This is a genomic window from Consotaella salsifontis, assembly GCF_900167365.1.
Lineage (GTDB): Bacteria > Pseudomonadota > Alphaproteobacteria > Rhizobiales > Rhizobiaceae > Consotaella > Consotaella salsifontis.
Window position 1 is genome coordinate 68,331 of sequence record NZ_FUXL01000004.1, and the last position, 10,983, is coordinate 79,313.

Genomic DNA, 10,983 nt, shown 5'->3' on the forward strand with positions numbered 1-10,983 from the left:
GCGCGGGGATCATGGCCGCTAGCCTCAATCCCTTGCCGTCATCCTCGCCAGGAACAGCGGATCGTATTCCGGCGAGCGGACGCGGCGGCGGTCCGCCTCGGGCGCGGCGAGCGGCTGGGCGGGCGCAAGCTTCTCCGCCGCCTCGAAGGCAAGGCGCTGATAGATACCGGTGCCTTCGCTCTTCCAGGCGATCTCTTCCTTCGTCAGCTCGCGCATCACCCGCGCCGGGACGCCGGCGACGAGCGTGTTCGGCGGCACGATCATTCCCGACTTGACGAAGGCCATGGCGCCGACGATGGCGTTCTCGCCGATCACCGCCTCGTCCATCACCACCGCGTTCATGCCGACCATGGCGTTGCGCCTTACCCGGCAACCGTGAAGCACAGCGCCGTGGCCGATATGGCCGTCCTCCTCGACCACCACGTCGATCGCGGGAAATGAATGGACGACGCAGGTTTCCTGAATGTTGGAGCCCCTTTCGAGGATGATGCGGCCGAAGTCGCCGCGCAGCACGGCGCAGGGGCCGACATAGCAGGCGGCTCCGATGATGACGTCGCCGATGACGACGGCATTGGGGTGGACGAAGGCGGATGGATCGATCGCCGGGACGACCCCGTCATAGGCATAGATGCCGTTCATCGCGCGGTCTCCTCCGCTGCCGGCGGCCAACTCTTGGCCACCATGGTGAGCACGTCGTATTGCGCCACCACCTTGCCGTCCTGGCGCGTCACCTGACAGTCCCAGCGAACCTCGCCGTGTCCTGCGTCCTGGCGCGGATTGATCTCCTTGCAGGTGAGGCGCACCGACAGGGCATCGCCCGGATAGACCGGCGCCAGGAAGCGCAGATTGTCGGCGCCGTAATTGGCGAGAACCGGCCCCGGCGCCGGATCGACGAAGAGCCCGGCGGCAAAGGAGACGACGAGATAGCCGTGGGCGACCCGCCCGTCGAAGAACGGGTTCGCCTTGGCCGCCGCCTCGTCCATGTGGGCGTAGAAGGTATCGCCGGTAAAGGCCGCGAAATGCTCGATGTCGTCGAGCGTCACGGTGCGCGGGCCGGCGATGAGCTGATCGCCGATCTCGAGTTCGGCAAGGGATTTGCGGAACGGGTGCGTTGTGTCCGCTCGAACCGCGGCGCCCTCGCTCCACCGGCCGGTGACGGCGGAAAGCAGGCGCGGCGTACCCTGGATGGCGGTACGCTGCATGTAATGGATCATGCCGCGCAGCCCGCCGAGCTCCTCGCCGCCGCCGGCGCGCCCCGGCCCGCCATGGACCAGCACCGGAAGCGGGGAGCCGTGACCGGTGGAGGATTTGGCGCTGTCGCGATTGCCGATCATGACCCTTCCATGGAAAGGCGCGAGGCCAAGCGTCACCTCGGCGGCGACATCGGGATCGTCGGTAAAGAGCGAGGCGACGAGCGAGCCCTGTCCGCGCCGCGCCAGGGCCACCGCCTCCTCATTGCCGTCATAGGGCATGACGGTCGCCACCGGCCCGAACGCCTCGACGTCGTGGATGGCGGAAGCGGATATCGGCCTATCGCAATAGAGAAGGACGGGCGAGAGGAAGGCGCCTTTCTCCCGGTTGCCGGAGACGACCGCCGCCGCCTCATGCATGTTGCCGGCAACGATCTCGGCCTCCTTGCCGAGTTCGGCGACGCGCGCCCGCACCTCGGCGAGCTGGCCCAGCGAAGAGAGCGGCCCCATGCGCACGGCCTCGTCACGCGGGTTGCCGACGGTGGTTCCGGCAAGCCTCTGTCGCAGCGCCTCGACAAGCGCCTTAGCGTGGGCGCGTGGGGCTATGACCCGGCGGATGGCGGTGCACTTCTGCCCGGCCTTCGCCGTCATCTCGCGCGCCACCTCTTTGACGAAGAGGTCGAATTCCGGCGTGCCCGGCCCGGCGTCGGCCCCAAGGATGGCGGCGTTGAGGCTGTCGGCCTCCATGGTGAAGCGCGTCGAATTGGCGACGATCGTCGGATGGCATTTCAGCTTACGCCCGGTCGTTGCCGAGCCGGTGAAGGTGACGACGTCCTGGCCGGTGACGTGGTCGAGAAGATCGCCGACCGAACCGCAGACGAGCTGCAGCGCCCCCTCGGGCAGGATGCCGCTGGCGACGATGGCCCTCACCACGCTTTCGGTGAGGTAGGACGTCTGGCTGGCGGGCTTTACCAGTGCAGGAACGCCCGCGAGGAGGCAGGGTGCTATCTTCTCCAACATGCCCCAGACGGGGAAATTGAAGGCGTTGATGTGGATCGCCACGCCTTCGAGCGGCGTCAGGATGTGCTGGGCCGAAAAGCTGTCGTCACGCGACAGGCGTTCCAGGTCGCCATCGACGAGAACGCGCGTGTTGGGCAGCTCCCGCCGCCCCTTGGAGCCGTAGGAGAGCAGCGTTCCAATGCCGCCCTCGATGTCGATCCACGAGTCCGCTCGCGTCGCCCCGGTGGCGAAGCTCTCCTCGTAGAACGCCTCCTTCATGGCCATCAGCATCTGGCCGATGGCCTTCAGCATCGCCGCCCGCTCATGGAACGACATGGCCCGAAGCCTACGCCCGCCGATCGACCGGCCATGGGCGAGCGCCTCGCCGAGATCGAGTCCGGAGGCGTCGACGAGGGCGACGGGCTCGCCTGTCGCCGCATCGAGAAGAGGTACCCCCTCGCCCGTGCCCGCGCTCCAGCGGCCGCAGACATAGCTTTCGAGACGGCGCGGCCGGGATGCCGTGGCGGTCATGGCAGGTCCTTTGCTGGATCGGTCAATCGAGCTGAAGATCGCCGAGGCGGTCGTCGGTGAGGGTTGCCCACTTCGTCATCAGGATCTCGTTCGGCGTGTGCCGAAGGCCGAAGCGCTTCAGCACCTGATAGCGAAGCGACCCCGCCTGGCCGAAGGTCGCGGCGACGCGCGGGCGCCAATAGGCGATCGCCTTGCGCGCCTTCGCCCTGCCCTCCTCGCTCTCCGCGATCCGGGCGAGCCCCTCATAGCCGAGTTCGGCGTGGCGCGTCTCACGCTGTGCGATCTCGCGGAAGGTCTCGGCCAGAGGCCCGTAGGAGACGTGGCTCAGCTCCTCCAGCTGGACCACCGTGGCGATCCCCATGAGGACGTTCATCACCACCGCGTCGACCCAGCCCTGGAGCGGATAATGGAAGACGGAGAGGCGCATGTCGCCGCCCTGGCGCGCGGCGGCGATGTCCGCTTCTCGCTCGACCCGCGTGTCCCACGGTCGGTGCGTGGCATAGCGCGCCGTATCAACGCCGAAGGTCTCCATCACCTTGAGGACGCGCTCGGCGTGATCGGCCTTTTCGAGGACGATCCGCGCCGCGGCGATGCGCGCCTTGATGCCGGGCGCGTCGTTGATCGCGTCGGCAAACCCGGCCGAGCCGGCGAGCTCGCTGTCGACGAAGGAGGCCATGAGCCGCAGAAGCTCGCCGCGATAGCGCGACGGCACGTTGGCGGGCGAGGTGAGGATGCCGCCCTCGGCCAGATAGTCCTCAATGCTCATCGTTTCGGGCATCTCGATCCTCAACTGTCGTAGCTGACGACGACCCGCTCAGTCAGCGGATAGCTCTGGCAGGTCAGGACGTAACCCTGGCGGACCTCGTAGTCCTCGAGGGCGTGGTTGGCGATCATCTCCACCTCGCCCTCGACCACGCGGGCGCGGCAGGTGGAGCAGACGCCCGCCTTGCAGGCATAGGGCGCGTCGATCTTGTTCTCGATCGCCGCGTCGAGAAGGCTCTGGCCCTCGCGCGACATCGTGAAGTCGCGCGTCGTGCCGTCGAGCGTCACCAGCGCCTCGGTGACGTTGCCCCGGTCGTTCTGCGCGACGGCGGCGCGCTTCACCGGCGCGCGCCCCGGCTGGCCGGAGGCGAAAAGCTCGAACTTGATCTGGCGCTCTTCGAGGCCGTGCTCGCGTAAGGACTTCGCGATGGTCAGCATCATCTGCTCGGGGCCGCAGATGAAGGCTGTGTCGACGGAGGCAATATCGATCCAGCTCTTGAAGAGCGCGCTGCATTTCGCCTCGTCGATGCGCCCCGAAAAAAGCTCGATCTCGTCCGCGCCGGTCTTGAGGATATGGATCAGGGCGAACCGGCCGAGATAGAGGTCCTTCAGGTCCTCCAGCTCCTCGCGGAACATGATCGAGTTCACCTGGCGGTTGGCATAGACCAGGGTGAAGGAGGATTTCAGCTCGCGGGCAAGCGTCGTCTTGACGAGCGAGAGCACCGGCGTGATGCCGGAGCCGGCGGCGAAGGCGAGGTAGTGACGCTCGGCGGTTGGGTCGAGCTCCACGTGGAAGTTGCCCATGGGCGGCATTGCCTCAAGGACATCCCCCGGCTGAAGCGCCTCGTTGGCCCAGCTCGAAAAGGCGCCGCCATCGACGCGCTTGATGGCGACACGCAGGGCGCCGTCGTCGCAGCCGGCACAGACGGAATAGGAACGGCGCAACTCCTCGCCGTCGAAGAGCCGGCGGAAGGTGAGATACTGGCCTTGGGTGAAGGCGAAGGCGGCGCGGTCTTCCTCGCGCGGCTCCAGCGTCACCACCACGGCGTCGCGCGTCTCGCGCTTGACGGCGGTGACGGTCAGGGGATGAAATCGTGCCATGAGGCGGTTCCTCGGCATCCTCAGATGCACTTGAAATAATCGAAGGGTTCGAGGCACTCGGCGCAGCGATAGCTCGCCTTGCAGGGCGTCGAGCCGAACTGGCTGACGCGCTCCGTCCGGGTCGAGCCGCAGCGCGGGCAGGCGATGGAAAGGTCGGCGGCGCCGGCAAGGCGGCGCGCCCGCTGGATCAGCCGCCCGTCGGCGGCGGTGCCGTCGATGGGCGGGGCGATGCCATAGGCGCGAAGCTTCTCGCGCCCCTCGGCGCTGATCCAGTCTGTCGTCCAGGGCGGCGAGATGCGCCGTTCCAGGCGAAGGGCCTCGACGCCATGGTCTCGCAGCGCCTGCTCGATGTCGAGATTGATGATGCTGGTGGCGGGGCAGCCGGAATAGGTGGGCGTCACCGTGACCACCAGCGTTTCGCCCTCATAGGCGACGTCGCGGATGATGCCGAGGTCGACCAGCGAGATCACGGGAATCTCCGGGTCGGGCACTTCGGCGAGCCAGGACCAGACCTCCTCGATCGCCGGCAGGGTTCGCACAGCGCTCATGGCCGCTCACCACTTCGCGCCGGGATAGGCGCGCTGGAGGAACTGAAGATCGGCGAGAATATAGCCGAGATGCTCGGTATGGACGCCGCGCTTGCCGCCCTTGTGGCTGTAGCCGCTGTCAGGCACGGTGAGCGTCGCCTCTCCCATCACCTCGCCGATCACCGCCTGCCAATGCGGCTTGAGACTGGCCGGGTCCGGCGCGATGCCGGCCTCCGCCATCGCCGCGTCGACCGCATCGGCCAGAAACATTTCGCCCGTATAGGGCCAGAGGTCGTCGAGCGCGGCCTGCATCCGCCGGTGGCTCTCGTCCGTGCCGTCGCCCAGCCGGATGACGAGATCGGAGGAGCGTTCGAGGTGATAGGCGACCTCGCGGCCGGCCTTAGCCGCGATCTCGGCAACGCGGGAATCGGCCGAGCGCTCCAGCGCCTTCAGCATGTCGAGATGCCAGGCGTCGAAGAGGAACTGGCGCATCAGCGTCTGGCCGAAGTCGCCGTTCGGCCGCTCGACGAGGAGCAGGTTGCGGAAGGCGGCGGCGTCGCGCAGATAGGCGAGGCTGTCGGCCGTCCTGCCCTTCCCCTCGATTTCGCCGCCGAGCCCCAGCCACATCTGCGTCTGACCGATGAGGTCGAGCGCCGTGTTGGCGAGCGCGATATCCTCCTCCAAGACCGGCGAATGGCCGCACCATTCCGAGACACGATGGCCGAGGATCAGCGTGTTGTCGCCCATGCGCAGGGCGAACTCGAAAAGGGAAGCGCGATCCACGGAGGCTTCGAGCGCGCCCATCACATGTGCCCCACTTCTTCGGGAATGTCGAAGAAGGTCGGGTGGCGATAGACCTTCGAGTTGGAAGGCTCGAACAGCGGCCCCTTGTCCGATGGGCTGGACGCGGTGATATCGGCTGATTTCACCACCCAGATGGAAACGCCCTCGTTGCGGCGGGTGTAGACATCGCGGGCGTTGCGGATCGCCATTTCCGCGTCGGGCGCGTGAAGACTGCCGACATGGCGATGGTTGAGGCCATGCTGGCCACGGATGAAGATCTCCCAAAGGGGCCATTGGCTGGACATCGGTTCTCCTCCCGGATGAAAGCCCAGTTCGTCGGTGGAGCGCGGCGCCGCGTGTTTCCCGCGGCTGCCGACGACCCCGTTCAATCTGTCGGATGCGTCAGGCGGCCTGGCGCTTGCCGTGCTTTTCCGCGTGCGCCATCAGCCCCTCGCGGAACCAGGCGCCGTCCTCCCACGCCTTGACCCGCGCGCCGAGGCGCTCCTTGTTGCAGGGGCCGTTGCCGGCGATCACCTCGAAGAACTCGGACCAGTCGGGCTCGGAAAAGTCATAGCCGCCCTTTTCCTCGTTCCACCTGAGGTTATCGTCGGGGATGGTGAGGCCGAGATATTCGGCCTGCGGCACGGTCTGATCGACGAATTTCTGGCGCAACTCGTCATTGGTGTTGATCTTGATCTTCCAGGCAATCGACTGTGCCGAATGGACGGAGTCCTTGTCGGACGGTCCGAACATCATGAGCGAGGGATACCAGAAGCGGTTCAGTGCATCCTGCGCCATCGCGCGCTGCTCGGGCGTACCCTTGGCCATCTTCATCATGATGTCGTAGCCCTGGCGCTGGTGGAAGCTTTCCTCCTTGCAGATGCGGATCATCGCGCGGCTGTAGGGGCCGAAGGAGGTGCGCTGCAACGGCACCTGGTTCATGATCGCCGCCCCGTCCACCAGCCAGCCGACAGCGCCGATATCGGCCCAGTTGAGCGTCGGATAGTTGAAGATCGAGGAGTATTTCATCGAGCCGTTGTGGAGCTTCTCCATCAGCTCGTCGCGCGAGACGCCCAGCGTCTCGGCGGCACAATAGAGGTAGAGGCCGTGGCCCGCCTCGTCCTGTACCTTGGCAAGGAGGATGGCCTTGCGCTCCAGGGTGGGGGCGCGCGTGATCCAGTTGCCCTCGGGAAGCTGGCCTACGATCTCCGAATGGGCGTGCTGGCCGATCTGGCGCACCAGCGTCTTGCGGTAGCCCTCCGGCATCCACTCCTTGGGCTCGATCTTCTCGCCGCGATCGACGCGCTCCTGGAAGGCGCGTTCCTCCGGGCTCATCTCTTCCAGCGTCTTGACGCCCTTGGCGTCGGTCTTGACCATCTGCGCATACATGAAGGGGCTCCTCCCTGTTTCAGACGCGTTCAATGACGAGGGCAATTCCCTGCCCGACGCCGATACACATGGTTGCAAGGCCGTAACGCCCGCCCCGGCGGGCGAGTTCATAGGCCAGGGTCGTGACGAGGCGCGCGCCGCTCATGCCGAGCGGATGGCCGAGCGCGATGGCGCCGCCATTGGGATTGACGTGGTCGGCGTCATCCGGCAGCCCCAGCTGGCGCAGAACGGCGAGCGCCTGCGCGGCGAAGGCTTCGTTGAGCTCAATCAAGTCCATCTGGTCGAGAGTGAGCCCCGCGATCTGAAGCGCCTTGCGCGCCGCCGGCTCGGGACCTATCCCCATGATGCGCGGCGGCACGCCGGCCGCCGCCATGGCGACGATCCGAGCGATGGGCCGAAGGCCATGGGCCTTGGCGGCCGCCTCGGACGCGACGAGCAGCGCGGCAGCGCCGTCGTTGACGCCCGATGAGTTGCCCGCCGTCACCGTCAGATCGGGACCGTTGACGCCCTTGAGCTTGGCCAGCACCTCGACCGTGGTGCCCGGTCGCGGATGCTCGTCGACCGAAACGACGACAGGCTCGCCCTTCTTCTGGGGGATCGTGACAGGCACGACCTCCTCCGCGAACCGTCCCGCCTCCTGCGCCGCCGCCCAGCGCGCCTGGCTACGGGCGGCAAAAGCGTCCTGGTCGGCGCGGCTGACGCCATAATCGGCGGCGACGTTGTCCGCCGTCTCCGGCATAGAGTGGTTGCCGTGGGCCGACTTCAGCTTCGGATTGGGAAAGCGCCAGCCGATCGTCGTGTCATAGACGGCGCTTGCCCGCGAGAAGGCGCTTTCGGCCTTCGGCATCACGAAGGGCGCGCGCGACATGGATTCGACGCCGCCGGCGATCATCAAGGCGCAGTCGCCGGCGCGGATGGCGCGGGCGGCCATGCCCACCGCGTCCATGCCGGAGCCGCAGAGGCGATTGACGGTCGTTCCCGGAACGGAGACTGGTAGGCCGGAGAGCAGCACCGCCATGCGCGCGACGTTGCGATTGTCCTCGCCCGCCTGATTGGCGCAGCCATAGACGACGTCGTCGACCGCCGACCATTCGACCTGAGGGTTGCGCTCCATCAGCGCGGAAAGGGGAAGAGCGGCGAGGTCATCCGCGCGAACCTGGGCCACGGCCCCGGCATAGCGGCCGATCGGCGTGCGTACCGCATCGCAGATAAACGCCTCGGTCATCAGCGGCCCTCCCAAGCCTCTGCCGATCGTCACTCCTCGATTGATCGACCGGTCGGACGATTTATAGCCGACAATACATCACATGAAAAGCGTCTATTCTGATTTTTTTGTGACCCTTTGGCGCAAGCCGCCATAGCGCGTGCGGCAGCGGTGGAAAAAGGGAGCGGAAAGGCGCGCCGAACCGCGCCCTTCCGCTGACCCGTCAGGCGGAAACGGCTTCCTTCAGCACGGCCTCGGTCACGAGGCTGTCGTCCTCCAGGCTGCGCACGGGCGCCAGGCCCTTTTCCTTCAGCGCGCTGTGATAGGCCTTCACCGCCTCCAGCGGCATCATCTCTCCATCCACGACCTTGCGCATCATGGCGATCAGATCGAGCTGGCTTTCCGCCTGGTTGATCTTGCGCCCGAAGAGGGCAACGCGCGCGCCGTATTTCTCTGCCTGGTAGAGAAGCTCGAAGGTGTCGCGGTTGGTGCCGGCCCCGCCGCCGAGCACGCCCACCACGAGCGACGGATCGAAGGACACAAGTTCTTCCAGCGCCGCCGGGCCGTTGTAGGGATATTTCAGAAACTCGGGCCGCTCCTCCTCCAGAAGGCCCGACAGGCAGCGCAACAGGCAGTCGTTGACGTAGCTGCCGATCTCATCCGCCGGCAATCCCGTGTCGACGTTGGGGTTGAAGACTTCGAGGAAGTATGTGATCCCGTTCTGGATCGCATCCTCGCGGAAATCGCGGAAAGCCTCCAGCGAACGAAGGTCGGCCTCGAGATCGTTGTTGAAGGTGACAGAGTAGAGCGCGAGATCCGAAAGGTCGGCCTTGGAAATGCGTTTCAGCGAGGGCGAGCGGAAGGGCCGCGATGGCCCGAGCTTGCCGTAGCCCGAGGGCCGCACGCCCCAAACGTCGGTGGTGTCGTTGCCGCGGAAGGCGGGCTTGACCTTCGTGCCCTTGAAGGCGCCGGCCTTGGTCAGTTGTTCCAGGTTGGACGCCGACACCAGCATGATGTCGAGGAGGTCCTGCTGGACGACCTCGGTGACGACATCCAGGAATTCAGCCCGCGTCCTGTGGCGCAGCAGCTTTCCCTTCGCGTCCCACACCGGCCCGGCAAGGACCAGCGGGTTGGCCATGTCGCCGTCCTTGGCGTCGGCGATCATGAAATCGCCCTTGCGATACTCCCCCGCGCGGATGCGCGCGATCTTCCTGTCGTAGCGGTAGTGCATAAGTCCTCCAGCGGGTTTGCCGGGCCGTAAGCGCAAGATGGACCTCCGCGCATCATTTGCGACCGGCCGAAAACCGATTTGGAGAGTCTACCCGCCCGGCGCGATCGTTCCAATCGCTATCGCACGCCAGCGCGCGCGAATGGACGCATGGCGAAGCAGCTGCGGTGCGCTCACAGCGTCACGCGGAAGTAGTCGACATACCACTCGACGAAGCGCGCGATGCCGGTGGCCAGCGGCGTCTCCGGCGCGTAGCCGGTGAGGCGCATCAGGTCGCCCGAATCGGCCCAGGTCGCCGGCACGTCCCCCGCCTGCATCGGCATCAAGTTCTTGATCGCCTCGCGTCCAAGCGCCTTTTCTAGCGTCTCGATGAATTCCATCAGCGCCTCTGGCCGGTTCTTGCCGATGTTGAGAATGCGGTAGGGCGCGACGCCGCTGGTCGCCGGATCGGGCGCGTCGGGGTCCCAGGACGGGTCGACCTCGGGCGGAAGCGGCAGCAGCGCCTCAATGCCGGCGACGATATCGTCGACATAGGTGAAGTCGCGCCGCATCTCGCCGTGATTGAAGACGTTGATCGGGCGCCCCGCCAGGATCGCATCGGCAAAGAGCATCGGCGCCATGTCGGGCCGGCCCCACGGCCCATAGACGGTAAAGAAGCGCAGCCCGGTCGTCGGGATCGCGAAGAGGTGGGCGTAGGTGTGCGCCATCAGCTCGTTCGCCTTTTTCGTCGCCGCATAGAGCGAGAGCGGATGCTCCGCGCTCTTGTGCTCAGAATAGGGCATCTGCCGGTTGGCGCCGTAGACCGAGCTGGACGAGGCGAAGACGAAATGCGCCACGGGATGGGCGCGGGCAGCCTCCAGAAGCGACAGAAGCCCGTCGATATTGCTGTGGGTGTAGGAGAACGGCTCCTTCAGCGAATACCGCACTCCCGCCTGGGCCGCGAGATTGACGACGTGGCTCGGTTTATGCTCGGCGAAGAGCGCCATCATCCTGTCGCGGTCGGCGATATCGGCGCGAACATCGAGATATCCCGACTGGCCGATGAGGCGCGCCAGCCGCGCCTCCTTCAGTGCGACATCGTAATAGGGCGAGAGGTTGTCGACCCCGATCACCTCGTGACCGGCGCCGAGCAGGCGCCCGGCGAGATTGGCGCCGATGAACCCGGCGGTTCCCGTAACCAGAACCTTCATTCCATTTCCCTTTGTCGCATGTTGCCGCTTCAGGCGCGGCGGCACTATGGCGGCTTGCCGTGACTTGCGAAAGAGCCGC

11 protein-coding genes are annotated in these 10,983 nt (G+C 66.3%); all 11 read right to left on the reverse strand.

Annotated features, from left to right (window positions below):
• Positions 1–24 precede the first annotated feature (24 nt).
• On the reverse strand, positions 25–639 hold the full coding sequence (locus tag B5D38_RS06545) for an acyltransferase (protein WP_078707610.1): 615 nt from the start codon (positions 637–639) through the stop codon (positions 25–27).
• The gene (gene paaZ, locus B5D38_RS06550; RefSeq protein WP_078707611.1) at positions 636–2,720 is read right to left on the reverse strand and encodes a phenylacetic acid degradation bifunctional protein PaaZ; all 2,085 of its coding nucleotides are present in this window, start codon (positions 2,718–2,720) and stop codon (positions 636–638) included. Before paaZ ends, B5D38_RS06545 begins: the two co-directional genes overlap by 4 nt.
• A gap of 22 nt (positions 2,721–2,742) precedes the next feature.
• Positions 2,743–3,498, reverse strand: coding sequence for a Phenylacetic acid catabolic protein (locus tag B5D38_RS06555; protein ID WP_078707612.1), 756 nt, complete (start codon positions 3,496–3,498; stop codon positions 2,743–2,745).
• Between the two features lie 8 nt (positions 3,499–3,506).
• Positions 3,507–4,583, reverse strand: a complete 1,077-nt coding sequence (gene paaE / locus B5D38_RS06560; RefSeq protein WP_078707613.1) for a 1,2-phenylacetyl-CoA epoxidase subunit PaaE — start codon at positions 4,581–4,583, stop codon at positions 3,507–3,509.
• Positions 4,584–4,603: 20 nt separating this feature from the next.
• Positions 4,604–5,131, reverse strand: coding sequence for a 1,2-phenylacetyl-CoA epoxidase subunit PaaD (gene paaD / locus B5D38_RS06565; RefSeq protein ID WP_078707614.1), 528 nt, complete (start codon positions 5,129–5,131; stop codon positions 4,604–4,606).
• Positions 5,132–5,137: 6 nt separating this feature from the next.
• Positions 5,138–5,914 carry a 1,2-phenylacetyl-CoA epoxidase subunit PaaC gene (paaC, locus tag B5D38_RS06570; RefSeq protein WP_078707615.1) on the reverse strand — a complete coding sequence of 259 codons (777 nt, stop codon included), beginning with the start codon at positions 5,912–5,914 and terminating at the stop codon, positions 5,138–5,140.
• On the reverse strand, positions 5,914–6,198 hold the full coding sequence (gene paaB, locus B5D38_RS06575; RefSeq protein ID WP_078707616.1) for a 1,2-phenylacetyl-CoA epoxidase subunit PaaB: 285 nt from the start codon (positions 6,196–6,198) through the stop codon (positions 5,914–5,916). Before paaB ends, paaC begins: the two co-directional genes overlap by 1 nt.
• Before the next feature lie 97 nt (positions 6,199–6,295).
• Positions 6,296–7,282, reverse strand: coding sequence for a 1,2-phenylacetyl-CoA epoxidase subunit PaaA (gene paaA, locus B5D38_RS06580; RefSeq protein WP_078707617.1), 987 nt, complete (start codon positions 7,280–7,282; stop codon positions 6,296–6,298).
• 19 nt (positions 7,283–7,301) lie between these two features.
• On the reverse strand, positions 7,302–8,507 hold the full coding sequence (gene pcaF / locus B5D38_RS06585; RefSeq protein WP_078707618.1) for a 3-oxoadipyl-CoA thiolase: 1,206 nt from the start codon (positions 8,505–8,507) through the stop codon (positions 7,302–7,304).
• Between the two features lie 202 nt (positions 8,508–8,709).
• Positions 8,710–9,717 carry a hypothetical protein gene (locus B5D38_RS06590; protein WP_078707619.1) on the reverse strand — a complete coding sequence of 336 codons (1,008 nt, stop codon included), beginning with the start codon at positions 9,715–9,717 and terminating at the stop codon, positions 8,710–8,712.
• 170 nt (positions 9,718–9,887) lie between these two features.
• Positions 9,888–10,904 (reverse strand): NAD-dependent epimerase, encoded by a 1,017-nt coding sequence (locus B5D38_RS06595; RefSeq protein ID WP_078707620.1) that lies wholly within the window; start codon positions 10,902–10,904, stop codon positions 9,888–9,890.
• Positions 10,905–10,983 lie beyond the last annotated feature (79 nt).

What these genes read in the sequence shown, in the direction of transcription:
- paaB (WP_078707616.1), bottom strand. Translation starts at nt 6,198, where the DNA reads ATGTCCAGCCAATGGCCCCTTTGGGAGATCTTCATCCGTGGCCAGCAT.
- B5D38_RS06545 (WP_078707610.1), bottom strand. Translation starts at nt 639, where the DNA reads ATGAACGGCATCTATGCCTATGACGGGGTCGTCCCGGCGATCGATCCA.
- B5D38_RS06555 (WP_078707612.1), bottom strand. Translation starts at nt 3,498, where the DNA reads ATGCCCGAAACGATGAGCATTGAGGACTATCTGGCCGAGGGCGGCATC.
- paaA (WP_078707617.1), bottom strand. Translation starts at nt 7,282, where the DNA reads ATGTATGCGCAGATGGTCAAGACCGACGCCAAGGGCGTCAAGACGCTG.
- paaD (WP_078707614.1), bottom strand. Translation starts at nt 5,131, where the DNA reads ATGAGCGCTGTGCGAACCCTGCCGGCGATCGAGGAGGTCTGGTCCTGG.
- B5D38_RS06590 (WP_078707619.1), bottom strand. Translation starts at nt 9,717, where the DNA reads ATGCACTACCGCTACGACAGGAAGATCGCGCGCATCCGCGCGGGGGAG.
- B5D38_RS06595 (WP_078707620.1), bottom strand. Translation starts at nt 10,904, where the DNA reads ATGAAGGTTCTGGTTACGGGAACCGCCGGGTTCATCGGCGCCAATCTC.
- paaC (WP_078707615.1), bottom strand. Translation starts at nt 5,914, where the DNA reads ATGGGCGCGCTCGAAGCCTCCGTGGATCGCGCTTCCCTTTTCGAGTTC.
- pcaF (WP_078707618.1), bottom strand. Translation starts at nt 8,507, where the DNA reads ATGACCGAGGCGTTTATCTGCGATGCGGTACGCACGCCGATCGGCCGC.
- paaE (WP_078707613.1), bottom strand. Translation starts at nt 4,583, where the DNA reads ATGGCACGATTTCATCCCCTGACCGTCACCGCCGTCAAGCGCGAGACG.
- paaZ (WP_078707611.1), bottom strand. Translation starts at nt 2,720, where the DNA reads ATGACCGCCACGGCATCCCGGCCGCGCCGTCTCGAAAGCTATGTCTGC.